The 23971-nt window shown below is 39.0% G+C and carries 26 protein-coding genes and 1 riboswitch; of the genes, 1 reads left to right on the top strand and 25 read right to left on the bottom strand.

Features of this window, described 5'->3' with window-relative positions:
* Positions 1–282 precede the first annotated feature (282 nt).
* Positions 283–1002, top strand: a complete 720-nt coding sequence (locus BAZO_RS13720; protein WP_003332177.1) for a FadR/GntR family transcriptional regulator — start codon at positions 283–285, stop codon at positions 1000–1002.
* Positions 1003–1064: 62 nt separating this feature from the next.
* On the opposite strand, the gene BAZO_RS13715 is transcribed toward BAZO_RS13720, so the two are convergent.
* From BAZO_RS13715 to BAZO_RS13595, 25 genes are read right to left on the bottom strand one after another with little or no spacing between them, the layout of a single operon-like run.
* Positions 1065–1919 carry a GHMP family kinase ATP-binding protein gene (locus BAZO_RS13715; protein ID WP_003332176.1) on the bottom strand — a complete coding sequence of 285 codons (855 nt, stop codon included), beginning with the start codon at positions 1917–1919 and terminating at the stop codon, positions 1065–1067.
* Positions 1916–2869, bottom strand: coding sequence for an adenosylcobinamide-phosphate synthase CbiB (gene cbiB, locus BAZO_RS13710; protein WP_003332175.1), 954 nt, complete (start codon positions 2867–2869; stop codon positions 1916–1918). Before cbiB ends, BAZO_RS13715 begins: the two co-directional genes overlap by 4 nt.
* A complete protein-coding gene (locus tag BAZO_RS13705) occupies positions 2870–3466 on the bottom strand; it encodes a histidine phosphatase family protein (RefSeq protein WP_003332173.1) in 597 nt (198 codons plus the stop codon).
* Between the two features lies 1 nt (position 3467).
* Positions 3468–4208: an adenosylcobinamide-GDP ribazoletransferase gene (gene cobS / locus BAZO_RS13700; protein WP_003332172.1), complete on the bottom strand. Its 741-nt coding sequence runs from the start codon at positions 4206–4208 to the stop codon at positions 3468–3470.
* On the bottom strand, positions 4202–4744 hold the full coding sequence (gene cobU / locus BAZO_RS13695; protein ID WP_003332171.1) for a bifunctional adenosylcobinamide kinase/adenosylcobinamide-phosphate guanylyltransferase: 543 nt from the start codon (positions 4742–4744) through the stop codon (positions 4202–4204). The genes cobS and cobU overlap by 7 nt, the downstream gene beginning before the upstream one ends.
* Positions 4741–5847: a threonine-phosphate decarboxylase CobD gene (gene cobD / locus BAZO_RS13690; RefSeq protein WP_003332170.1), complete on the bottom strand. Its 1107-nt coding sequence runs from the start codon at positions 5845–5847 to the stop codon at positions 4741–4743. Before cobD ends, cobU begins: the two co-directional genes overlap by 4 nt.
* Positions 5847–6386, bottom strand: a complete 540-nt coding sequence (cobO, locus tag BAZO_RS13685) for a cob(I)yrinic acid a,c-diamide adenosyltransferase (protein ID WP_003332169.1) — start codon at positions 6384–6386, stop codon at positions 5847–5849. The genes cobD and cobO overlap by 1 nt, the downstream gene beginning before the upstream one ends.
* Positions 6383–7156: a uroporphyrinogen-III C-methyltransferase gene (gene cobA, locus BAZO_RS13680; protein ID WP_003332168.1), complete on the bottom strand. Its 774-nt coding sequence runs from the start codon at positions 7154–7156 to the stop codon at positions 6383–6385. The genes cobO and cobA overlap by 4 nt, the downstream gene beginning before the upstream one ends.
* Positions 7153–7809 carry an NAD(P)-binding protein gene (locus BAZO_RS13675; protein WP_003332167.1) on the bottom strand — a complete coding sequence of 219 codons (657 nt, stop codon included), beginning with the start codon at positions 7807–7809 and terminating at the stop codon, positions 7153–7155. The genes cobA and BAZO_RS13675 overlap by 4 nt, the downstream gene beginning before the upstream one ends.
* A 4-nt stretch (positions 7810–7813) precedes the next feature.
* Positions 7814–8866 carry a nicotinate-nucleotide--dimethylbenzimidazole phosphoribosyltransferase gene (cobT, locus tag BAZO_RS13670; protein ID WP_003332166.1) on the bottom strand — a complete coding sequence of 351 codons (1053 nt, stop codon included), beginning with the start codon at positions 8864–8866 and terminating at the stop codon, positions 7814–7816.
* Entirely contained in the window at positions 8863–10380 is a 1518-nt protein-coding gene (locus BAZO_RS13665; protein ID WP_003332165.1) for a cobyric acid synthase, read from the bottom strand. Before BAZO_RS13665 ends, cobT begins: the two co-directional genes overlap by 4 nt.
* Complete coding sequence (locus tag BAZO_RS13660) at positions 10377–11747, bottom strand: cobyrinic acid a,c-diamide synthase CobB (RefSeq protein ID WP_003332164.1); 1371 nt, start codon at positions 11745–11747, stop codon at positions 10377–10379. The genes BAZO_RS13665 and BAZO_RS13660 overlap by 4 nt, the downstream gene beginning before the upstream one ends.
* A 1-nt stretch (position 11748) precedes the next feature.
* Positions 11749–12855 carry a cobalt-precorrin 5A hydrolase gene (locus BAZO_RS13655; protein WP_003332162.1) on the bottom strand — a complete coding sequence of 369 codons (1107 nt, stop codon included), beginning with the start codon at positions 12853–12855 and terminating at the stop codon, positions 11749–11751.
* A complete protein-coding gene (gene cobM / locus BAZO_RS13650) occupies positions 12852–13628 on the bottom strand; it encodes a precorrin-4 C(11)-methyltransferase (RefSeq protein ID WP_003332161.1) in 777 nt (258 codons plus the stop codon). The genes BAZO_RS13655 and cobM overlap by 4 nt, the downstream gene beginning before the upstream one ends.
* On the bottom strand, positions 13625–14326 hold the full coding sequence (gene cobI, locus BAZO_RS13645; protein WP_003332160.1) for a precorrin-2 C(20)-methyltransferase: 702 nt from the start codon (positions 14324–14326) through the stop codon (positions 13625–13627). Before cobI ends, cobM begins: the two co-directional genes overlap by 4 nt.
* Positions 14327–14339: 13 nt before the next feature.
* Positions 14340–15539, bottom strand: coding sequence for a bifunctional cobalt-precorrin-7 (C(5))-methyltransferase/cobalt-precorrin-6B (C(15))-methyltransferase (locus tag BAZO_RS13640; protein ID WP_003332159.1), 1200 nt, complete (start codon positions 15537–15539; stop codon positions 14340–14342).
* Complete coding sequence (locus tag BAZO_RS13635; protein WP_003332158.1) at positions 15532–16635, bottom strand: cobalt-precorrin-5B (C(1))-methyltransferase; 1104 nt, start codon at positions 16633–16635, stop codon at positions 15532–15534. Before BAZO_RS13635 ends, BAZO_RS13640 begins: the two co-directional genes overlap by 8 nt.
* 6 nt (positions 16636–16641) lie before the next feature.
* Positions 16642–17298 (bottom strand): precorrin-8X methylmutase, encoded by a 657-nt coding sequence (locus tag BAZO_RS13630; RefSeq protein WP_003332157.1) that lies wholly within the window; start codon positions 17296–17298, stop codon positions 16642–16644.
* Positions 17288–18064: a precorrin-6A reductase gene (gene cobK, locus BAZO_RS13625; protein WP_003332156.1), complete on the bottom strand. Its 777-nt coding sequence runs from the start codon at positions 18062–18064 to the stop codon at positions 17288–17290. The genes BAZO_RS13630 and cobK overlap by 11 nt, the downstream gene beginning before the upstream one ends.
* Positions 18065–18076: 12 nt before the next feature.
* Positions 18077–18967, bottom strand: coding sequence for a sirohydrochlorin chelatase (locus BAZO_RS13620; RefSeq protein ID WP_003332155.1), 891 nt, complete (start codon positions 18965–18967; stop codon positions 18077–18079).
* 12 nt (positions 18968–18979) lie between these two features.
* Positions 18980–20536, bottom strand: coding sequence for a precorrin-3B C(17)-methyltransferase (cobJ, locus tag BAZO_RS13615; RefSeq protein WP_003332153.1), 1557 nt, complete (start codon positions 20534–20536; stop codon positions 18980–18982).
* Positions 20537–21367 carry an energy-coupling factor ABC transporter ATP-binding protein gene (locus BAZO_RS13610; protein ID WP_003332152.1) on the bottom strand — a complete coding sequence of 277 codons (831 nt, stop codon included), beginning with the start codon at positions 21365–21367 and terminating at the stop codon, positions 20537–20539. It lies immediately after the preceding gene.
* A 1-nt stretch (position 21368) separates the two neighbouring features.
* Positions 21369–22160 carry a cobalt ECF transporter T component CbiQ gene (cbiQ, locus tag BAZO_RS13605; RefSeq protein WP_003332151.1) on the bottom strand — a complete coding sequence of 264 codons (792 nt, stop codon included), beginning with the start codon at positions 22158–22160 and terminating at the stop codon, positions 21369–21371.
* Entirely contained in the window at positions 22157–22435 is a 279-nt protein-coding gene (locus BAZO_RS13600) for an energy-coupling factor ABC transporter substrate-binding protein (RefSeq protein ID WP_003332150.1), read from the bottom strand. Before BAZO_RS13600 ends, cbiQ begins: the two co-directional genes overlap by 4 nt.
* Positions 22425–23174, bottom strand: a complete 750-nt coding sequence (locus BAZO_RS13595) for an energy-coupling factor ABC transporter permease (RefSeq protein WP_003332149.1) — start codon at positions 23172–23174, stop codon at positions 22425–22427. The genes BAZO_RS13600 and BAZO_RS13595 overlap by 11 nt, the downstream gene beginning before the upstream one ends.
* A gap of 129 nt (positions 23175–23303) precedes the next feature.
* Positions 23304–23489: riboswitch (cobalamin riboswitch) on the bottom strand.
* Between the last annotated feature and the right edge of the window lie 482 nt (positions 23490–23971).

Below are 23971 nucleotides of genomic sequence, written 5' to 3'. Positions count from 1 at the left end.
TTACATTTAAAGGTGTTGTTATATATGTATATTAAAACTTTAAATAAATTAAATTTTCAGTAGCTTACAATCCTTTTTCTTGCTCCCTTTTCATGAAGTTGCAGTTGAAAATTAATTTTTCACAGTAATTATTTTTTTACAAATTAGCCTGTGAAAATAGTCTTAACTTTAATATTTTTGATTTTGAATTTTTGAAATATTATAATTACCATATCTACTACAATTGTTTTAAAAATTTACATTTAGAATATTTTCAAAAAATCAAAGATTGAGAGGATGGCCATGACATTAAAACATAAAAAACTATTAACCTTATCGGAACAAATTGCAGATCAAATAAGAACTGCCGTTATTAACAGAGATTTAAACCCTGGCGACAAGCTTCCTTCCGAACAGGAGCTGGCCGATCAATTTCAAGTAAGCAGACCGACCATTCGTGATGCCATTAAAATTTTAAGTGCATCTAAATTAATTGTGACAAAATCAGGGGCAAAGGGAGGACATTTCGTTTCCGAAATTAATCTGAATGATCTTGTAAGTGATATTAGTGATTTTATTACCCTTTCACTTAGCCTTGAAGGTATGACGATAGATGAAGTAATCGAAGTAAGAGAAACTGTCGAATTAAAAGCATGTTCCTTGGCAGCTTTAAGGAGGACAGAAGCTGATCTAAAAAATTTAAAGGCATGCCTCCCAAGTAAAGAAGTCACGCTCTCTGATCAGCATTTTTATGAACAAGATTTTAAGTTTCATGAAGCCATTGCCGAAGCGACTCATAATCGTATGGTTATTACTACGATAAAAGCGATCACATTGTCGTTAACACCTTACTTTACAAATATGGATTGCCCTGCTGAATTAAAGAAAGGGTTGATCTTGGACCTTTTTGGAATTTTTGAGGCGATTGAACAAAAAGATTCAAAATTGGCTGCTGAAAGAATGAAACAGCATATTCATCATTTTAGCAATTTCGTTAATGATTTCTCTTCATCCAGTTTATAAAAATAGAATATAAATATGGGGTGTTCAGTCGAATTTCGACTGATACACCGTTTTTTTTATATTCAATCCTTCCCAACCATATAAATATTTACTTTTTTTCTTGTTGTTTCTTCTACCTTTTTTATTATGATGCGGAGCTCCTGCTTCGATATATCAGGAGACAGTAAAATTCCGATAACCGTGCCACTATGCGCAATTACTACTCCACCGTTATTTTCTTCTGCTATTTTAACTATTTCCTCGAAGAAAGGTTTGGCTAACCGTTTTTCGTTAATTTTTGCACTCATTGTTACAGCTTCGAATATGAAGGAAAGTTCTTTTTTCTGCATACCCTCCTTTAATAAATATAGGGCCTTTGAGAATAATTGTTTTTCCTCAGTACTATAGTTTTTTGGAATTTGATTAAAAATAGTACTTTCTACCGTTCCCCCCGTATCGATTCCAAGTAAAATCATTCTTGGAAGTTGTCCAATTACTTTAATTAACCGACCGTTAATATAATCATAGGCAACCAATTCCGAATACATAATTCCATCAGTAGGCTCGATCGTGCTGGTGATTTCTGAAAGAACACTTTCATTAATCGGCAATGAATGTGTCTGTGCTACAGCTCGAAGACTTGCCATTAAATCAGCGGAAGAACTTGCCATTCCCTTACCTTCTGGAAGATCAGAGGTTATTAAAAGTTTACCGCCAGTCTGAATATTATACTTACGTAATAATAATCGACAGGCCCGTTCTGATTTTGGTTTTGCGCTTAAGGACAAGATTGATATTTTTTCTGATTTTGGGTTTGGAAGAAATAAAGCTGAACTTCCCATTTCAATCGGCAATGAAACTAAAAAAGGAGAATCACCGATGACCCCCTGGATAAGCTCTCCAAATGTACCGTTGCATTTTCCTACTCCAAGCTTCATACCAAAACACCCACTAGAACTCCCAAGAGAATCATTCCAATAAAAACATTGACAGATGTTTTCATCATCTTAACTGTTTTTAGGATATCATCTGCCTGCAATGGTCTATGTGAGTCTCCCATTACAGCCCGGTGGGAAGGAATCCCTTTATAATAGTTGGTTCCCCCAAGTTGGATTTGAAGGGCACCTGCAACTGCCGATTCAGGTATACCGCTGTTAGGACTCGGATGGAGCTTCGCATCTCTTATGATAATCGTTAATGCTTTTTTTGCATCTAATCGTAACAACAAACTTGCCACAATCAGCAATAATCCTGTGATTCTTGCAGGAATAAAATTTAATATATCATCAAGCCTAGCGGAAGCCCAGCCTAGGTCTTTGTATTTTTCATTTTTATAACCAATCATCGAATCTAATGTATTCGTTGCTCGGTAAGCCATAGCCAGTGGGGCACCACCTATTAACGCAAAAAACAAAGGCGAGATGATAGCATCTACAATATTTTCAGCTACGGTTTCAACCGTACCTCTAGTGATCTCCACCTCACCTAGATTCTCTGTATCTCTTCCCACAATCATAGATAACGAGTAGCGCGCTTGTTCCAAGTCCTTTTTAACAAGCAAATGATAGATTCCTAAACCAGCATCTGCTAATCCTTTTGTCGCGATTGTAGAAGAGATGAGTATGATTTGGATGAATAAAAATAAGAACGGATGAACTAGTTTACTAAGCTCTAATAGTAAAGAAACGATCAAGTAGGTTCCCCCTACAATCAATAAAGGAAATAGTAATCCAGCCATCTTCAAATTTTTAAATTCGCACTTTCGAATTATCTTTTCCAGTTTAGAGATGCAATTTCCAATTAGCACAACTGGATGAGGCAGGGCTCTCGGGTCTCCAATGAGTCGGTCAAAAATATAGGCAATTATGATAGAGATTGATAATAACATTTAGATATTCCCCTTATGCTTCCATATATTCCTTATCACATCAACCTCAAGAATGAGCCCTTCCCCATGGGGGATGTTTTGAACATTCCAGAATTGCGATTCATCATGGAGAAGCCATTTACTCAAAATCCACCGTATTGGACCGCCATGACTAACAACCAAACAATCCTCTCCACCATTTGAAAAAATGCTCTGCTTAACCCAGCGGTCAACTCGAGCCCCTAATTCGGTAAGGGTTTCCCCATTTGGAGGTGAGTACTCAAACGGATTTGAAATCCAACGATGAAGACCAACAGCATTCTTTTCATTTAATTCATCATATGTATGACAATCCCAATCACCGAAATGAAGCTCCCTAAGGTCCGGGTATACCTTTAAATCCAGTGAAAAAGCATGGCAGATGATTTTACTTGTTTCAACCGCCCGCAACAAATCGCTGCTATAACAAATTCCCCGTGCTTCCAGTTTTTTCAGACTTTCAACCAAGCCTTTCACCTGCTCTCTGCCCGTACTATTTAATGGAGAATCGAAGTGCCCCAGATAGCGATTTTCTTTGTTTTCATCTGTTTGTCCGTGCCTGATCAAGATGATGCGCATACTATAAAATCCTTCCAATTAATAGATATAAAAACAGAAAATTAACCTCAGCCCATTCAATGATCGCACCATAACAGTCACCAGTTAATACCTTAAGTTTTTTATAAATATTAACTAAAAATAGAAAGTTTAATAAAGCGGACACTAAAATAACGATGACTCCCATCAAATCAACTAAATAATAGGTCAGGAGCAAAATCCATAGTGAATGAAATAATATCGTAAAATGGGAAATATATTTTCCTAATCCGTCAGCGATACCATTTTGGCGATACGGCCAATATTTAATAGCAGGTAAAATAATAAATCTTCCTAATAACGGTGCAAGCAGAAGTGGTATAACTACCCCCTGCTTTATTAATTCATAGGTAACAATCATTTTACCACCAATCAATAAAATCGCAGCAATGACACCCATAGCGCCAACTCGGCTATCCTTCATTATTTCAAGCATTTGCTCGCGCGTTCGACTGCTTCCTAGCCCATCCGCTAAATCCATCCAGCCATCTAGATGTAGTCCACCGGTAAGAAAAATCCAAAACAACACGATACAAAAGGCTGTGATCGTTTCCGGTAAGAAAAAGTGAAGCCCTTTGGCTACTAATAATAGGAAAACACCAATAATGACACCAACAATCGGATAGTAAGCGGGGCTTTTTTCCCAATTTTCTTTTGTAAAAGAAATATTTGGAATCGGAATTCTAGATAAAAAAGCTATGGCACTGAACAAAGGCTTCAACATGGCTTGATCCTCAAAGGTATCCCAGACATAACCGCATACACCTCGTCCGCTTGTTCGGCAATAAGTTGGTTGATTTCTCCCAATACATCTTGAAAAAAGCGTCCAAGCGGGGACATGGCCACGCCTCCTAAGCCTGTTTCGCTCGTCACGATAATAATGGAACAATTAATCTCAGATATATGGACTAACCATTCTTTTGTTTCTTGCAAAATCGCAGCCAAATATTCGGGGTTTTTTAGCTGATCCTCGGGAATTCGAATACATTGATTAGATACCCATGTTTCTATACTATCTACCAGAATACAATCATAAGATTGATAGCTGTGAATTCCGTTAAGCAGATTATATGGTTCCTCTAGTAATCCCCATTCCTTTGGACGCCTAATCTGATGTTTATTAATTCTTTGTTCCATTTCATGGTCAATACTTACTCCAAAGGCAACATATAAAACAGAGGGGCTTACCTCTTTGGCCTGCGTTTCAGCAAATCTACTTTTCCCTGAGCGAACTCCTCCGGTTACAAGAGTTATTGTCATTTTATTTCGCCCCAATTCTTAACAACTTTCTCTAGTACCTCAAGAAATTGATTATTTTCTTTCCTTGTACGAACAGCAATACGGAAATCCCGCTCTGATAGTCCCGGGTACATCGAGCAGGAACGAATCATAATTCCATGCTGCCCCATTTTTGATTGCAACTCATTTGCCGTCATTGAAGCCGGAAGTCTTACTAATAGAAAATTAGCCGTACTAGGTAATACCGTAAAATTAAACTCTTTTTCAAGTCTTTCTATTAAATAAGCTCTTTCACTTTCAATAAACGCGATTGTTTTTTCTGCATATCCACTTTCCTGAAGGCATGCTTCACCCGCGATCAATGCAAGACTATTTACACTCCAAGTTACTTGCTTCCTCTTAAGCAGGAGTGCCACTTCCTCCGAACAAATCGAATAGCCCAAGCGCAGACCCGGAATCGCATAAAATTTAGTCATCGATCTTATGATAATAATATTTGGAAAATGATTCAATTCATCTAAAATCGTATAATTCTCCTGAACAGGAACAAAGTCGATAAACGCTTCATCGATAACAAGATATGTATTCGTATTCCTGGCTTGCATTGCTAGGCTTCTTAGCTCTTCCTTCGTATATAGAATACCGGTCGGATTATTCGGTTGACCGATAAAAACTAAATCTACTTTATCTAGTAACTGATATAAATCAGACATTTCTGGTTTAAAATTATTTTCTATACAACCAAAACACGGCTCAATCGTTGCACCCAATGTACTAGATAAGGTTGTATATTCTGAAAAAGATGGGTAGACAATACCAACTAATTTGGGCTGAAGGGCAAGTAGAACGAGTGCCATACATTCAGCAGCCCCATTCCCGATCACTAGCTGTTCTTCTGAAATACTTAGCTTTTCGGCAAGCCTAGTACTTAAGCAGCGATGAACCGGATCCGGATAATGAACAATAGTATGTATGTTATCTATGATGGCCTTCATCGCACTTTCCGGTGGGCCAAAGGGATTAATATTGGCACTAAAATCAAGAATCTGGTCTTGAGGTATACCAAAAAGGTTTTGTGCCGTTAATAGATCTCCGCCATGGCCATGCTTTTCAATGATTGCCATTAAAATTCAATTCCCTTCACTGCCGGAATTCCTTCATCATAATAATGCTTAATTGGTTTCATTTCCGTGACTAAATCTGCCGCTTCAATAATTTCATTCTTTGCAGCTCTTCCTGTTAAAACAATATGCATCGTTCCACGATACTTCTCAATAAAATCAAGGACTTCCTTTAATGGAAGAACATCGTCAATAGGGAATGTATCGATCGCTAGAGCATTATTAATCTCATCTAATATTAACACATCATAGGACCCACTTGAGACTTTTTCCTTTACAAATGCCCATGCATTTTTTAGCGCTTCACGATGTTCCTCTGGAGTCTTTGTCCATGTAAAACCAGAACCTTTTTGATAAATCTCAATACCAATTTTCTCTAATGCAAGCTGTTCTCCATATGTTCGCTCCGGTGATTTAATGAATTGGACCATCAAAACTTTTTTTCCTCTTCCTGTTGCACGAACTGCCAAGCCGAGGGCCGCAGTCGTTTTCCCTTTGCCATCTCCTGTATATACTAGAACTAATCCATTAGATTTACTCATTTTACAACCTCTCCTTCCCCTTGTTCCTGAAACCACTTAATTTTTTCTCTTAACCTAACAACCTCACCAACGACAATGATCGCAGGATGGCTAATACCGGCTTTATCTACAATTTCCTCTATTGTTGATAAGTCACCTGTCACGGTATGCTGTAATTCTGTTGTCCCCCACTGGATAACCGCAACCGGTGTGGTCGGACTTTTACCATGCTGTATAAGTTTAGCACAAATTTGGGATAAGTTGGCAACTCCCATATAAAAAGCAATCGTGTCACTACCCCCGGCCAAGGCTGACCAATTAATTCCAGCCACTCCATTATCTTCTTTAGCGTGTCCCGTAACAATCGTAAAGGAAGTAGCGTAGTCACGGTGAGTGACTGGTATTCCCGCATAGGCAGGAGCAGCTATTCCAGAGGTCACTCCAGGAACGATTTCAAACGGGATTCCGTGCTCGGCCAACACCTCAGCTTCTTCCCCAACTCTCCCAAAAACACAAGGATCTCCACCTTTTAACCTCGTAACACTTTTCCCACTTTTGGCTTTTTCAATTAATAAATCATGAATCTCTTCTTGTATTAATGCATGTTTACCGGGTAACTTGCCAACGTATATCAGCTCTGCCCCCTCTTTTGCGTAGGATAACAGCTCTTTGTTTATTAAACGATCATAAGCAATTACATCAGCCTTTTTGATACATTCCATACCATATAAGGTCATTAGTTTAATATCCCCCGGACCTGCACCAACAAGAAAAACTTTTCCTTTTTTCATTCTGAATCCCTCCTTTTCAACATTAACTTATTTATTAGTTGATCCCTTTTCTCGTATTGCTGCTCTATTGTTAAAGATAGAAATCGCTCATCAAGGAGCTGTGTGAGCAATTCCGTTCTTTCTTTTAGGTTCGAGATGTTTTTTTGAATGAATCTACGAGTTTCAAAGAGAAAATCAAGATATTCCTCATAATCCTCATCATATTTACTGGCCAATTCTTTCACGATTTTTTTTGCAAGACCTGGACTTGCTCCTGAGGTTGAAACTGATATCGATAGTTTCCCTCGATGCAATGTAGAGGGAACAAAAAAATTACTTCCCTCTGGATCATCAACAACGTTAATTAACTGATGCGGCCTACTAGCCTTTAAAACCCGCTGATTAACAGTTCTTTCATTTGTTGCAGCAACTATGAGAAGCGCATCCTTAATATCATCATCTTCGAAGTATTTCTTTTTCCAGTTTATTTTCGTGGTTGCCAGCCATGATTGGATGGTGGCGGTAGCAACTGGACTTATAACGTTTATAACGGCTCCCGTATCAAGTAAATTATGAATCTTTCTTTCGGCTACCGTTCCCCCACCTATCACGACAACTTGCTTACCTGCAAGCTTTAAAGTAATCGGATAATTTTTCAGGCGACTCTCTCCCATACTCTTACTCTTTGCTCGAAACTCCAGCTGACTCGAAAGTAGCCATTTCTTTTATCATTAATGTTGCAGATTGAAGAATTGGAAAGGCAACGGCTGCACCAGTTCCTTCTCCCAATCGCATCCCTAAATCTATTAATGGTTGTTTTTCTAATAGTTGTAGTGCCAGCAAGTGGCCAGGTTCTGCAGAGCGATGACCTACAATCATATAGTCTCCAGCGGCAGGATTTATTGCTTTTGCGACCAATGCTGAAATCGTTGAAATAAACCCATCAACAAGAATTGGCACTCTATTTTGGGCTGCTGCCAGCATCGCCCCTGCCATTCCAGCAATTTCAAGTCCACCCACCTTTGAAAGAACATCAATTGGATCCGATGGATTTGGCTTTCTTTCAGCTAAAGCTTTTTCAATTACCTGTTGCTTCAGGAGTAACTTTTCATCCGATATACCTGTTCCTCTTCCAATCAAATCACCTACAGAATCTACTCCGTTAAGTGCTGCTAACATCGCACTGCTTGTTGTTGTATTACCAATTCCAAGTTCACCTAAGATGATACATTTGGCACCTTCTTGGATAACCTCTTCACATTGACTAAAACCGATTTCGAGTGCTTGTTCAACCTCGTTTCTTGTCATCGCCTCTTCAACCAAAAAGTTCCCTGTTCCGTACCGGACCTTTTTTTGAATGACTCCTGGTTCTTCTATATCACTTGCAACACCAATATCGATTACTCTTTGGATTGCACCTATTTGTCTCCCAAACACATTGATACCTGCACCACCACCAAGGAAATTGAGGACCATTTGAGCTGTTACTTCCTTTGGATAAGCGGATACTCCCTCAACCGCGACACCGTGGTCAGCAGCAAACACTAATATTCCCGGAGGAGTAACTGTCGGAAAAGGATTGCTAGTTATTTCTCCCAACTGAACTGCCAGTTCCTCTAATCTACCGAGGCTTCCAACCGGCTTTGTTAAAGTTTGAATATAATTAAATACTTTCTTCCCCATCTCGGCATCTATGCTTGGAATATTTGAATACTTGGTTTCGATTGTCATTTCGATACACCTCTTGTTTGAAATTCTTCCATTTTTTTATAAATATAATCTAACTTCACATGCTCTCTAATATGACTTGCAAGATGGTCGAAGGCATCTTCTCTAAGTTGATTAAAAGAGATACGCCCATGTACAGCTTCAAGTCCTTTCATTTTTCGCACTTCATTAATAAATTTCTCTCTAAATAAATCATTATGGAAAATACCATGGAAATACGTTCCCATAACGCTTCCGTTGTTACTAACACAACCATCAGATCGATCCTTGATTACAATCAACGGAGTATAGGAATCCCCATATGTAGACTGTCCCATATGTATTTCATAGCCTTCTACTAGAATATCAAAGCCACCAAAACTTATAAGACCCTCCGATAAAGTGGTCGTTTTCTCTTTTGTAATCGTTGTTTGTATCGGTAATAACTGCAAACCTGTTTCAAAAGAAATACTTGATTCGATATGATTCGGATCCGTGATGGATTCTCCCAACATTTGATATCCACCGCAAATGCCAACTACTTTTGTTCTTCCGCTCTTATAAACGGAAATAATTTTGCCCATTAACCCTGTTTCTTTTAAAAATCTCAAATCTTCAATCGTATTCTTACTTCCAGGAAGAATAATAATATCTGGTTGCTTTAATTGTTCAGGCTTCGTTATAAAGCGAACATGACAGTCTGGCTCACGAATGAACGGATCAATATCTGTAAAGTTTGAAATCATCGGATAACGAACGACCGCAATATCGATTTCCTTTGTAGGATCCTCTTCATGGGAGTATCGATTTAAAGCAACCGAATCCTCGGCATCTATAGTAAGATTATGAATATAAGGAATCACCCCTAAAATAGGAACCCCCGTATATGCTTCAAACCAATCAAGACCTGGAGTTAATAGCGATAAGTCACCACGGAATTTATTGATGATGACTCCGATTACCCGTTTACGGTCTTCCTCGGAAAGAAGCTGCAAGGTACCTACTAAACTGGCAAAAACACCACCCTTTTCAATATCTCCAACTAAAATAACCGGAGCATTGGTCAAGTTCGCAACACGCATATTAACAAGCTCTCGATCATTTAAATTGATTTCCGCAGGGCTCCCTGCCCCCTCAATGACAATTCGATCATAGTTTTCTGAAAGCTTTGCGTAGGAATCTTTAATCAATTGCAGTCCTGTTTCAAAAAAATCTTTCCGATAACTTCCTGCTTCCATATTTCTATATGGTTTCCCATGAACAACAATTTGTGACTCCTGGTCACGAGTCGGTTTAATTAGAATCGGATTCATATCTGTTGTGGCGATTGTCTTAGCTGCCTCTGCCTGAACACCTTGGGCTCTGCCGATTTCTTTTCCATCCAACGTTATGTAAGAGTTAAGTGCCATATTTTGTGATTTAAATGGGGCTGTTTTATAACCATCTTGATAGAAAATTCTACAAAGGCCCGTCGTTATTATGCTTTTTCCAGCATCAGAATGAGTACCTTGAATCATGATTGGAAGTGCTTTTTTCATTTTCCCTTCCACTCCTCACATTTTCGAATCCAATTTCCGACCATCTCCGGACAGGATGCAAAATGAAAATGAGTATACCCTGAGATGAGATTATAGTTCATATAGCCTTCCTCTTTTAACCCTCTCATCCCTTTTGTTTCGTAGGCATAACCGATTGGTTCACTTGGCTCGAAGGTGGAATAATGAAATTCATGCCCTTTTGCTTCCAAATTGGGACTCAGCAAAAAATTATTATCTGCCCCTTTTATTTGTCGGTAACCTAAAGCAGCCAGCCTTTTTTGCATTTTAACTTTTCCCGGAATAAGACCGACCATTGGAAAAACATCTCCTGAATTCGTTTCAATCGACTCTGTTAAAAACATAAACCCGCCGCACTCAGCCAGTGTTGGGAGCCCTTTTTCAATTCCATCCTTAATAGATTTTCTAACTTCTTCTAAACTACTAAGCTGTTCAGCAAACTCTTCTGGAAAGCCGCCTCCCAAATATAAACCGTGAATATTCTCAGGCAATCCTTCCCCGTTTAATGGGGAAAAGTAAACAAGCTCAGCTCCTTCGGCTTCAAGAAGTTCAAGATTTTCTTGATAATAAAAATTAAAGGCGGCATCTTTAGCAATGGCGATCCGAATCCCTTTTTCAGCTTTATTATCAAAAAGATTCGTAGAGTATTCCTTGAGCTCGTTTGTTTTTGCCAATTGGTATAAAAGATCTAGGTCTACTGTTGCTTCAATTAATTCACCAAGTTTATCAAAAAAAGAGTCTAGTTCTCCTCTTTCAATGGAGGGTATTAACCCCAAATGACGTTCAGGTATTTCAATCATTTCGTTCTTTAATAAATAGCCGACTACCGGCACTTTACATTCTTGTTCAATCGCTGTTTTCACAAGTTTATAGTGACCTTCACTACCAACCCGATTGGCAATAACGGCTACAATATTGACGTTCGGTTCTAATAGTTGAAACCCTTTTACAATCGCGGCGGCACTTCGAGCCATACTGGCACAGTTTACAATCAAAACTACCGGTGACTCGGTAATGATGCTAATCTCAGCTGTACTGCCACTGTTGTTTATTGGGTCCTTGCCATCATAAAAACCCATTACGCCTTCAATAATTGAAATATCTGCACCCTCAGATCCTCGGGCAAATATATCTTTAAGTAAATCATGCGAAATCATCCAGCTATCAATGTTACGGGAAACTCTACCAGTAACAGCACTATGATAGGAAGGATCGATATAGTCAGGCCCACATTTGAAGCCCTGTACAGTTAGACCTCGCTTTTGGAAAGCTGCCATCAGTCCAATTGTTAAGGTTGTTTTTCCGACACCACTGCCTGTACCGCCGATTACGAGTCTACGATCTGACATCTTAACCTCTCCCTTTTTCATTTGCCAGTATACCCACTGAAATCGTAACATTTCCCGATTTTTTCTTCACTAATTCTAATTTTTTCGTTTTACTATAAAGTAGTGCCGCAGGTTCACTTACACCATAGGCTCCAGTGTATTTATAGACCGTATCGGATGGATCACTAATTGCAACTTGATTTAGCTCTTCCGGAGTATATGTAATAAAATCCCATCCATATTTATTGATAATATCCAGAAAACCCTGCTCATCCTTTTTTAAATCAATCGTACAAATGGCTTTAACACTTTTTAAAGAAAATTGAAGCTCCGCCAATGTTTCATGAATGACTCCGTCAATTTCGTCTGCACTTGTCCCTCTATTACAGCCCATTCCAAGTACAATCACCTTTGGCCTGTACAGAATACCGTTATCAAGGATGTCTTTTTCCTCATCCGTTAATAAACGGTGTGTTATAACTAACGCTGCATTCGGGTTGTCTCTTTTCGCAAGTTTAATAGAGTCGTAAACTTTAATATTAGAAGGGAGTGGTTTCGAGTATTTCCACCAATTTAATTCCCCTGATTCCTGGACGACGGCAACCTTTTCTTCATTAACAACCGCCGCACTTACAGGTGTTAACTTCTCATCAGACTCATATTGCCATCCAAACTCGCGTCCAAAAATATCGACAGCGATGGTTTGGCCCACATCCGATGCCGTTGTGATAATAGGCCTTGCATGAATCATTTTGGCTATTTTCTCCGTTAATTGATTGGCACCACCTAAATGACCGGAAAGAACACTAATTACATTTTCCCCTTTATCATCGATAACGACAATGGCAGGATCCGTTTTTTTATCCTTCAAAAGTGGGGCTATCATTCTTACTACCGCTCCCAATGAAACTATTAAAACGAGACCTTTATAGCTTTCGAACAAGGTAGGTAACTGTAAACGAACACTGCCTGAGAACATTCCGATCGAACGTTCTTTTTCATCCCCTTGTTCAAACTTACTCATGTAAAATAAATTAGCCTCTGGCCACTTTTCATGTAAATCGCGGGCAAGTTGTACCCCATGCTTTGTAATGGCAATAATGCAATAGTCCTTTTTCTCATTAATCATGTTTCCAGTACACCTTTTCTAAATCCATGTGTAAATGCTTTATCATATAGTTTAGAGCGGTAATCCTTATCATGAATATCTTCGCCAAGAGCCCACCCTGCTAAAATCATCGCTTGCTTTCTAATCCCATTTTTTTGCATGTCCTCATCAAGATTCTCGAGCGTAGTTCGAACAATTTTCTCATCTGGCCAAGTTGCTTTATATACCACAGCAACAGGGGTCTTTTCACTCCAACCCGCTTCTATAAATTCACGAACGATTTTCTTCGTTAGTGTGGCACTTAAAAATAACGCGATTGTACATTGGTGGCTAGCGAGATCTCTTAGTTTCTCATACTTTGGGACTGGCGTTCTTCCTTCCGCTCTTGTCAGAATAACGGTCTGCGTTAAATCAGGGATGGTTAATTCAGCACCCACTCTGGCAGCTGAAGCAAATACAGAGCTGACGCCAGGAATAATTTCTACTTCTATATTCTGTTTTTTCAATAAGGCGATTTGCTCCATAATCGCACCGTAAACGGCAGGATCTCCCGTATGGACACGAACGACCTTCTTCCCTTCTTGTGCGCGTAAAACCATATAGTCAACCATTTCCTCCAAATGCATGCCGGCCGTTTTGACGATTTCAGCTCCAGACTTTGACCTTTGAATTAATTCCTCATTTACTAAGGAATCGGCATACATGACAACATCCGCCTCTTCCAATAGTTTAAGTCCTTTTACCGTTATTAAATCAGGATCTCCAGGTCCTGCCCCAATAATATAGATCTTCACTTTCTCACCACCATTAACGATAAGTATTCTAAATCAACGTTATCTAACTCATTCAGATCCCAAATAATTTCCTCTTCAGACGTTACCTTCGTAACAACTGCTGCATTATTATACAAATCTAGTTCTTTTAATAGTTTTAGCATTGGCTTTATTACTTTAGCCACCTTAATAAAAACGACACAGTCATGCTCAAGTACGGCTTTTTTCATTTCCTCATATTGGTCTGTTGCAGGAACAATCGCGAATTTATCATCTCCATCAGCCAGTGGCAATCCAAGTCTTGAGGCTGCGCCATTGACTGACGATATTCCAGGAACGATTTTAATTCCTGCTTCAGGATAACGTTTTTTCATAAGCTTCATCATATGGATAAACGTACTGTACAACAACGGATCTCCCTCTGTTACAAAAGCGACGTCTTTTCCTACTGAGAGCTTCTCCCATACTAACTGGGCGGTGTTCGACCATTCTTTATCTAGTATCGCTTGATCCTTTGTCATTGGAAAAACAAGCCCAAGCATTTCTTTTTCATTTGGATTAATATACACATCAATAATCTTGTGGGCATAGCTTTTGCTCCCCATTCTGCTCTTTGGATAAGCAACCACCGGGGATTCCTTTAATATTCTAAAAGCTTTTACCGTAATAAGCTCCGGATCCCCGGGACCTACCCCTACACCATATAATGTTCCGATCATTCCTTTTCTCCTCTCAATCTTTCGAAGCTGTAATGATATAAATCGGATTTAATGCCTCAAAGCGTGTTAAATCCAATATCGGCTTGCTTTTTGAAACCTGAGCTAGTGTAATATCTACTTGAAATTGATTTTTCTTAAAAGCATGAACGGTCTGCATTAAATTTTCTATCGTGACCACATTTAAGACAATCCGGCCATTTGGTTTTAATCGGCTGCAGCAAATATCCAAAATCTCATCGATATTCCCAGCCGTACCACCTATAAAAATAGCATCCGGATTTGGAAATTCCTCTAAACCTTCTGGTGCCTTTTTATGGACAACGGTTAAATCTGTACGGAATTTTTTCAAATTTTCATAGCAGTTAACTAGATCATGTTCATTTTTCTCAATCGCGTAGACTTCTCCCTCCTTGGCAATCCGGGCCGCTTCGATTGCAACTGATCCCGTACATGTCCCGATATCCCACACAATGGAGGTTTTCTTGAGCTTTAAGGCACTTAATGAAAGTGTCCGTATTTCCTTTTTGGTGATAAGTCCCTTGTCGGGTTTTCGTTGGAAAAACTCTTGATCATCAATTCCGAAAGACCATGTTGGTCCTTCTGATACTCTTTTTAAAATAACGACATTTAAAGGTAGAAACTGTTCGTTTGCCATTTCTTCTAATGTAAAATATCGGCACCGTTCTTTTTCTCCACTAAGATGCTCAGTAACGAAAGCGGAATATTCAGTCATCCCATAATTTAAAAGATATTTGGCAATCTTAGCGGGACTATTTTCTTCATCCGTAAGTAGGGCTACCTTTTCTTCCCCATCTATTTTTTGGGCCAATCCTTTCATTGGTCTGCCATGAACACTAATGAACTTTGCGTCCTGCCAGCGTTCGCCCATTTTGGCAAATGCTAATTGGATCGAACTTAAATATGGGTATATTTCCACATTAATTTTGCTCGCTAAATAGCTGCCAATCCCATAAAATAACGGATCCCCCGAAGCTAAAATAACAGTTCTTCTCGTTTCTTCTTTCAACTCGTTTACTAGCTTCGTTAATCCACTTTTTATGATTGATTTTTCACCTTGATAATCCGGAAAAAAAGCTAACTGCCTTTCGCCTCCTATTAAAAGCTCACTATCGTAGATCATTTCTTCATATAGGGGAAGAAGACTGTCCTTGCCGTTATCTCCAATCCCAATCATTTTAATTGTACTACTCATGTAAAATCGCCCTTCCTAAAAACTCCCCGTTTAATGTGAAGAGTGCTGTTTCTATATCCATTCCGCCTTTAACTTCCTTATGAGCAGATTCATTACATAAACGACAAAGTGTTTCAAAAAAGCTCGTAATCCCAAGGGATACCATGAGGTCTCCAACCTGTGATGCCGTATTCGCCTCTCTTATTTCCTTGATAACAGATTCCGGTGCACCTGAAGTCTTAGCAACTCCAGCTAAAAATTCAAAGTCCACCTTCGAGCCCTTAGCATGGACCATCATATTGCCATTGGCAATTTTCGAATATTTGCCCATCATCCCTACCATTGATACTTTTTTAACCCCTTGCTTCTTACATTGCTTAAGCGTAAACCCGACAAAATCACCCATTTCGATAAAAGCCTCTTCCGGCAAATAGGGAAACAATTTCATCGCATATTTTTCACTGCGCCCGCCAGTGGTAATGACAACATGATCCAATTGATTGGCGCGGGCTACTTTAATATATTGAACAATACTTGCCATATAAGCCGAGGACGAAAATGGAACAACGATCCCTCTCGTACCTAATATAGAAATGCCACCTATAACTCCGAGACGGCCGTTTAATGTTTTCTTCGCTATTTCTTCGCCATCCGGAACAGAAATTGTGACTGAAATCCCGCGGTTTATTTCAAATTCTTCAATGATTTCCCTTGCCGTTTCCTTTATCATCTTTCTCGGAATAGGATTAATGGCAGCTTCACCAATCGGAATTTGCAGCCCCGGCTTTGTGATTCTGCCCACTCCAATACCACCGTCCAGTTGATAATCCGTTTCGTCATTCCATTGAACTGTAGATAAGATGAGAGCTCCATGGGTTGCATCAGGATCATCGCCGCCATCCTTGATCACCCCAGCCGTGACCTTATCTTCGGAAAGATTACACTGAACAATGTTAAATGTGACGATTTCTCCTGCAGGAATTAATATTTTTACCTTTTCAACCGGTTTGCCCATTATTAAAGCTAATAACGCTGCCTTTGTAGCTGCTGTTGCACAGGCACCAGTTGTATAGCCATGTCGTAACGGTTTCTTTTCTTGTTGATCTGTAGATGCCATTGAAATCTACCCTTTTGATACCCGATCAGCTATGATTGAAATTGCATTTAAAGCTGCCACGACAGCTGTGCTACCGCCTTTTCTGCCTATATTGGTAATAAACGGAAGATCAAGCTTAGCTAGCTCTTCCTTCGATTCTGTAGCAGATACAAACCCAACCGGCATCCCAATAATAAGGCTTGGCTTAGCCTCGCCCGCTTTCACTAAACGAATTAATTCTAATAGAGCTGTTGGTGCGTTTCCTATACAATAGATTCCACCATTTACTTCTCTAGCCCCTTTTCTCATCGAGATAATGGCTCTAGTTGTATTCAGGCTCTTTGCTTCGTCAACTACATCCGGGTCGGAAATAAATACGTGAACATCACTTCCGAATTTCTTTAATCTAGGCTTACTGATTCCCGCTTGCACCATTTGTACATCTGCGACAATTTGCTCCCCATTTAAGATCGCTTTTATTCCAGCCTGCACCGCATCCGGATGAAACACCATGCTTTTGCCAAGTTCAAAATCGGCGGAAGAATGGATCACGCGTTGAACAACAGGCCATTGCTCCTCTATAAACGAATGCTCACCGATTTCTTCATCAATCATTTCCATGCTTTTTCCCTCAATTTCCTGCGGCTGCACTGTGAGTGGCTTAAATTCTGTATTAAATTCCATTGTTCTCGACTCCTTTTATATGGTTTATTACGTCCTCTACAGTTGAATAGGTTATTCCATATTGAATCCTTGGTCTTTTTATCAAAATCGTTTCAATTCCTAGCTCCGAGGCCGCTTCCACTTTTTCATCAACGGCCCCTTCTTTTCCACTTTCCTTTGTTATCATCAAAGTCACATCAAATTGTTTAAAAAGTGCTTTATTAAAGTCCTTTGTAAACGGCCCTTGGATCGCTATAATATTTTTTTGTGGCAATCCGAGCCCTTCACATTTTTCCATATTATCTTTTCTAGGCAGCATTCTCGCTATGACTCTTATATTTGGTAGTGAAAGTAATTTATCAGTAAATGTCTGTAGTGTTTTACTTCCTGTTGTTAACATGATATTTCCTTGCTTTTTAGCAGCCAGCTCAGCCGCTTCCACGTAGGAATCTACCTTGATAATCAGTTCATTTTCGAATTGTAGTGATGGTCTTTCAAAGCGGATATAAGGAATTTCAGCCATTTCCGCTGCCTTGATGGCGTTCTTGGATGCCTCCTCCGCATAGGGATGACTAGCATCTACTACGATATTGATCTTTCTTTCCTTGATTAACTGAAACAGGTCCGAGTCTGTTAATCTTCCAACTAATACTTGAAGTCCTGATGCTTCAAGCTCGATTGCAGCATTTGAAGTTACCACCGTCGTAAGAACATCAAACCCCTGTCTCTTTAGTCCGATGGCAAGCTGTCTTGCATCGCTTGTTCCTGCTAATTGTAAAATTTTCACAGCCTAATTCCTCTATTTTCTTATTTGATCCCCATGATTATGATGGTGATGATTATCATGGTCGTGATGGTCATGATGGTGATGGTGATGATGACCAACGTTCTCCGCAACCCCAATTCGATACTGACATGTATCACAATTCATTTTCACATCACCGTCTAACGCCTCTTGAACACGATCCATTAAAATATCCTGAAGCTTTTCGTGAAAACCAAAATATTCTGCCAAGGCAAATTGGTGATCTTTATACCTCTCTTTGTAACCTTGAACGATCTTCTCTAATCTTTTAATCAAAACCCCTGTAAATAAGAAATATGGTAAAATAACAATCTTCTTCGCTCCCAGCAATAAACAACGATGAATGACTTCATCTATTAAGGGAGTTGTTACCCCCATGAATGCAGGTTCAACAATGGGGGAATTTAATTTCTCCCATAGCAATCTAGTAATCTTATAAAGGTCACTATTGGCATCTGGGTCACTGCCGCCACGTCCAAGTAAAATGATCGCGGTATCCGGATCTCCTGATTCGATATCAAGACCTATTTCAGCTAGTCGACTTATACATATTTCTAAGGCTGAATCATGAATACCAATCGGCCGCCCATATGTAAACTCTACATGTGGATACTTCTTTTTTGCTTCATCGATACAATGCGGAATATGAATTTTCGAATGACCAGCCTGCAATAACATCATCGGAATGACATAAACGTGACTTGCCCCCTTCATCACACATGTATCGATCCCTTGATCAACCGTCGGAGTTTCAAATTCCAAGAAGCATGTTTCAACAAGAAAACTTGGGTCAATGGCCGGCTTCATTTCATTAATAAACTCTCGAACTTGCTCATTTCCTTCTTTATCCTTACTTCCATGTCCAACAAATAAAATAGCTTTCATCTTTTTTCTCCTTTAATCCCCACACGGTGCTGCTGCTATTTCCATCTTTGGGGTAAAGTCTTTATATCCATAACCTCTAACAGCCTTTACTCGTTTGAAAAACTTGAAAAACCTTTCACCCGGATGTCCTTTTTCTTTATATTCATTGATAATTTCTTCGATGATTTTTACCACTTTTGAAGGTTCAATTCCCTCCTCGACGATTTGTCCGGCATGGGCCGTTCGGCCAACCGGTTTAGCACCAATAAATAAATCAAATTTCCCTTGGCGGTGGACGAGCCCGATGTCTTCTTTAACAGCCCCATAGCATGCCATTCCACAACCATTAATACCAAGCTTTAATTCTTTTGGCAGATCAATACCTCCTAGCTTTTTATGCAGCTCTTCAGCAATAGGGATGGCATCCTTCTTTTCTCCATCACAAAAATCACAAGCCTTGACGGTTAAAACATCACCAACGGGAGAAAGAGATAAACCACTATTCCTTAATTTCTCGATGATTTCGTCAGGATCTGATGTTGGTATCGTTAAATGAATCTGATGGTCCGTTGAATATTGAATCGTCCCATTGTCACCAACCACTTCAGCCAATGTCATCATTTGCTGTGGGGTGAAATTTTTGTTTGCTACTCCAGGACTTACAGCAACTTCGAAAATATTCTCAAAATTGGTGGCAACTTGCTTGTTCAGTTTATTTAACGCTTCCTCCGCTATAGACAAAGTAGTCTCATTATTCTTGCCGCCATGCAATGCCCACGGTTCATTTTCTTTTTGCAATCTCTCGTGTAGTTTTAAACGCTGTTCTTCAGTATCCAATGAGTATTTTCGTTGATATCCTCTTGGTGTAATTATTTTTCCTTCATATATAAATGTACTTGAATTTCCAATGATGACAGTTGATAGCATCCCGATCTCGTGTTCAAGCATCTCTCCGAGCGTTGTAACAACGACACTTTCACGCTCACGGTAAGCACTTTTTACTAAACCTACAGGTGTATTAGGTTCTCTATACTTCAAAAGAATTTTTTGAGCCTCTTCAATTTGTCTTGTTCGGCGACCACTTTTCGGATTATATAAAGCAATCACAAAATCAGCGAAAGCTGCTGCCTCCACACGCTTTGCAATTATCTCCCAAGGGGTCAAATGGTCGCTTAGGCTGATTGTGCAGGAATCATGCATGACCGGAGCCCCTAATAAGGAGGCACAGGAATTTATAGCGGATATTCCCGGAATCACTTCTACCTCCACACCATTTTCAGCCTTCCACCCTTTTTCAGCTAATACCTCATAAATAAGACCGGCCATTCCGTATACCCCTGCATCTCCACTGGAAATAACCGCAACCTTTCTACCCTCTTCGGCAAGGCGGACAGCAGCTTGGGCTCTCGCAACCTCCTCAGACATCCCAGTACTAATAATTTCCTGATCCGTTATTAAATCCTCAATCAAGTCAACATAAGTCTTATAACCTAAAATACAATCCGATTCTGCAATTCCTTCCTTTGCCCTTTCTGTAAAATGCTTTACACTACCTGGTCCAAAACCAATGATGATTAATTTACCTGACATCTATGAATCCCCCTTTTTTCCAAGCAAGCCTTTTAATAAAAGTAAAACCTCTTCTTTTGATGCATTTTTAGTACCAAACAATTGTTTTAATTGAAAAAACAATGGTATCGATAAACCTTTTTCGAGAACAAATCGTTCATTCACAAACAATTCATCAGGTGTACCTTCAAAGATGAGTTGTCCTTTTTCGATTACAAAAATCCAATCAGCCCATTCATAGGCAAGGTCAAGATCATGGGTAGACATCACGACAGTTGTCCCTGAATGATGAATACGGTTCATTTCTTTTAAAAAAACCTCTGTTTGAGATGGATCAAGGTAAGTAGTCGGTTCATCCATTAGCAATAAATCAGGTTCCAACCCCATGATACCGGCTAAAGCGACTCTTCTTTTTTCGCCCAAACTCAAATGATGGATCGGTCTATCCTTTAAATGATCAAGCTGATAACGTTTTAATATTTCTCCAACCTTATTCTGAAGGGCTTCTCCCTTATAGCCCGCACTAATCAGCCCATAGGATATATCCTCCAAAACTGTCGGTGAAATTAACATTTCATCCGCATTTTGAAACAGGAGCCCTGTTTTTTGGCGAAAATCTTTCAAACTTTTCCTTTTAAATTCAATCGGCTCTCCCTTCCATAGCATCTTACCTTCATTAGGTTTCAACAACCCATTCACTAATAGAAGAACCGTTGATTTTCCAGAACCGTTATGCCCTAATAGAGCACACCTTTTTCCTCTTGGTATTTTTATAGAAAAATTTTGTAAAGCTGGTTGACCATTGCCGCTATAGGCAAATGTAATATTCTTTAATTCAAGTAAACTAGTCATTTTAACTGCCTCTACACCACCACTCTAATCCTATTAAAATAAAAAGGATAAAGAGGGCACCTCCTGTAAATTTCTTTGGAGCCGATTTCCTTTGTTCATCAGCGTAATAAAGTTGATCATGAAATCCCCTAGATTCCATCACAAGCAACATTCTTTTATACTTTTCAAAGGTCTTAACAAATAATTGGACGATAACCAGTCCTACACTATGAAATGTTCGTTCCCACGTTACGTTTCCTCCGCGTGATTGAAACACCATATAAAGTTCCCCAGCATAACGTAAAAATATAAAGATAAACCGGTACATGCCCACAAGGATATCTAGCAACACTTGTGGGGTGCGCATTTTGTGTAAAGCATGCAAAATTTCGTTAAACGGTGTTGTCATTACAAGCGCAAATACGCAAATCAATAGACTAAGTGACCTAAAAATGATTGCCTTTGCAAGCCCCAATCCACTTTCAGATATATAAATCTGCCAGTTATCAATTTTAATGATTGATAACCATATATCACTGTTCATCTCGTTTAGATTTGATGCCTGAAGAATAATAGCAGGCATACTTGCAAATAAAAATAAACTTGGCACTGCTATCCATTTCAATAGCACGCCAACAGGAATTTTTTCATAGCAACATAGAAAAACAAATACCCCGAGAAAAATTGTTATTTGAACAGGAATATGTGATAAAAAGACCATCACACAAAGTAATATTGTAAAAATGATTTTATAAATGGGGGGCACCTTTCGAAATCTACTATTATAGCTGAGCGTATCAATCTGGATATTCATTGCTTGGCACTACTTTCCTTCCTGCCTTTAAAGAGTCCAATGACATAACCTATGAATCCGGCGCCAAGTGCAGCCTGTAAGGCAAATAATAGACTTTCAACCTCACCACTCTTCGGTTCAAATATTGATGAAAACCACGGAACATAATGAGGAGCCAGCACTTGGATTTGTTCTTCTGCAATGCTATCTGCCCCTAAAAACTCAGCATTACCTAAAAATAGCAACGGGCTGAACGTGATTATGATCGCTAAAATGATTAACCATTTATTTTTCACTACTAGCCACCCCACTCTTTAAATTCTGTAAAAATAGAATATCTTTCGAATTATAGGCTACGAGCCAATTCCACACTAATACCGTTAATAAGCCTTCAACTATGGCTAGAGGCAGTTGAGTAACGGCAAAAATTGAAATAAATTTAATAAACGCGGCTGCTATCCCTCCAGTTGGAAATGCCAACGCTAATTGAAAGGATGTAAACAAATAGGTCGTAATATTGGATAGAAATGCAGCCGAAAAGATGGCAATAGATTGTTTGTTTCCAAGTTTTATTAATAGTTTGTATGAATAATACCCAACAAACGGTCCAACAACAGCCATAGAAAAAGCATTAGCTCCCAATGTCGTAAGACCGCCATGAGCAAGCAGTAAAGCTTGAAAAAATAAAACTAGCGTTCCTAATACTGTCATTACTTGGGGACCAAAAAGAACGGAGCCAAGACCCACTCCCGTCGGATGAGAACTACTTCCCGTTACAGACGGTATTTTTAAAGCTGAAAGAACAAATACAAACGCCCCGGCCATTCCAAGCATGAGTTTTAAATGTGGATTTTCATTCGTAACCCTTTTTATTTGAATAAGGCCCCATACAAAAAATGGAATAAACAACCCCCACCAAAATAATGTCCAACCTAAAGGCAAAAAACCTTCCATAATATGCATCGCAGAAGCATCACTTGGTGAATTCAAGGCAAAGTAAACAAAAAATAGACCAATAAAAAATAGTTTTTTCATTATTTCCTCCTTGTCTTTAAAACCAAAAAAACCTTATCCCGATAAAGAGATAAGGTTCCAAAATTAATATAACAGACGATCAAAAAATCTGACGTACCACTAGAAACCACATCCTTCCCTCCGAAGAATTAGAATTCAACAATTAAAGCAGGTCTCCTGGCTTGTACTTCACCTTACTCTTGTCCCTTCCCGGATTATTCCAGTGGTATATGACAATTTCATCCATACTTACAGTAGCGGGGGCTGCATCGGATTTCCACCGATTTCCCTTTTAACTCAAAAGAATCTTTGAGCACTTAAATTGCATTCATTATTTAATTTTTAATTTAATTACCATGTCTTTTATTAAACACCACTTTTTTGTAAATGACAACTCTATTTTAAAATATGATGCATATTTAAAGGTAATATAAGGAATTTTATCCCTATAGAAATTGATTCCGTACTGTACATAAAATGATTAAAAGGATGAAACGAAAATGATAAGAAAAGTGATCTTATACGGTGTACTATTAATATCTTGGTTTTCATTATTCAAACTAGACAAGGTTCATTCAAACGATACCTTCCGGTGGGAACTTTTACTTTTATCATCTTCACTTTATTAAGTAAAATAAATGAAAGTCAAAAATAGTGGGAGGTAAATGATGTATTAAAAGAAGAATCGGAATAGAAATAACAATGAGATTTATAACCTCTAAATTTTGATCGGCCACGAAAAATGGAAAAAACCACCTTTTAAAAAAGTGGTTGCACTGTTTAGAATAATATTTAATTACTCAACTTTCGCAGAGTGA

Source organism: Schinkia azotoformans LMG 9581 (genome assembly GCF_000307855.1).
GTDB lineage: Bacteria > Bacillota > Bacilli > Bacillales > Bacillaceae_J > Schinkia > Schinkia azotoformans.
This window is presented reverse-complemented; position numbering and strand designations above follow the sequence as displayed.

Coding starts and splice junctions, on each gene's coding strand:
- cobO (WP_003332169.1), bottom strand. CDS start 6,386: ATGAGTAAATCTAATGGATTAGTTCTAGTATATACAGGAGATGGCAAA.
- cobU (WP_003332171.1), bottom strand. CDS start 4,744: ATGACAATAACTCTTGTAACCGGAGGAGTTCGCTCAGGGAAAAGTAGA.
- BAZO_RS13660 (WP_003332164.1), bottom strand. CDS start 11,747: ATGTCAGATCGTAGACTCGTAATCGGCGGTACAGGCAGTGGTGTCGGA.
- cobD (WP_003332170.1), bottom strand. CDS start 5,847: ATGGCAATCATTGAAAAGCATGGCCATGGCGGAGATCTATTAACGGCA.
- cbiB (WP_003332175.1), bottom strand. CDS start 2,869: ATGTTATTATCAATCTCTATCATAATTGCCTATATTTTTGACCGACTC.
- cobJ (WP_003332153.1), bottom strand. CDS start 20,536: ATGTCAGGTAAATTAATCATCATTGGTTTTGGACCAGGTAGTGTAAAG.
- BAZO_RS13610 (WP_003332152.1), bottom strand. CDS start 21,367: ATGACTAGTTTACTTGAATTAAAGAATATTACATTTGCCTATAGCGGC.
- BAZO_RS13655 (WP_003332162.1), bottom strand. CDS start 12,855: ATGATTAATGAGAAAAAGGACTATTGCATTATTGCCATTACAAAGCAT.
- cbiQ (WP_003332151.1), bottom strand. CDS start 22,160: ATGAATATCCAGATTGATACGCTCAGCTATAATAGTAGATTTCGAAAG.
- BAZO_RS13705 (WP_003332173.1), bottom strand. CDS start 3,466: ATGCGCATCATCTTGATCAGGCACGGACAAACAGATGAAAACAAAGAA.
- BAZO_RS13715 (WP_003332176.1), bottom strand. CDS start 1,919: ATGAAGCTTGGAGTAGGAAAATGCAACGGTACATTTGGAGAGCTTATC.
- BAZO_RS13720 (WP_003332177.1), top strand. CDS start 283: ATGACATTAAAACATAAAAAACTATTAACCTTATCGGAACAAATTGCA.
- cobI (WP_003332160.1), bottom strand. CDS start 14,326: ATGATCGGAACATTATATGGTGTAGGGGTAGGTCCCGGGGATCCGGAG.
- BAZO_RS13635 (WP_003332158.1), bottom strand. CDS start 16,635: ATGGCATCTACAGATCAACAAGAAAAGAAACCGTTACGACATGGCTAT.
- BAZO_RS13595 (WP_003332149.1), bottom strand. CDS start 23,174: ATGAAAAAACTATTTTTTATTGGTCTATTTTTTGTTTACTTTGCCTTG.
- BAZO_RS13630 (WP_003332157.1), bottom strand. CDS start 17,298: ATGGAATTTAATACAGAATTTAAGCCACTCACAGTGCAGCCGCAGGAA.
- cobS (WP_003332172.1), bottom strand. CDS start 4,208: ATGTTGAAGCCTTTGTTCAGTGCCATAGCTTTTTTATCTAGAATTCCG.
- BAZO_RS13620 (WP_003332155.1), bottom strand. CDS start 18,967: ATGAAAGCTATTTTATTTGTTGGACATGGAAGTAAGGATAAAGAAGGA.
- cobA (WP_003332168.1), bottom strand. CDS start 7,156: ATGAAAAAAGGAAAAGTTTTTCTTGTTGGTGCAGGTCCGGGGGATATT.
- BAZO_RS13675 (WP_003332167.1), bottom strand. CDS start 7,809: ATGGGAGAGAGTCGCCTGAAAAATTATCCGATTACTTTAAAGCTTGCA.
- BAZO_RS13640 (WP_003332159.1), bottom strand. CDS start 15,539: ATGAGTAGTACAATTAAAATGATTGGGATTGGAGATAACGGCAAGGAC.
- cobT (WP_003332166.1), bottom strand. CDS start 8,866: ATGACAATCGAAACCAAGTATTCAAATATTCCAAGCATAGATGCCGAG.
- BAZO_RS13665 (WP_003332165.1), bottom strand. CDS start 10,380: ATGAAAAAAGCACTTCCAATCATGATTCAAGGTACTCATTCTGATGCT.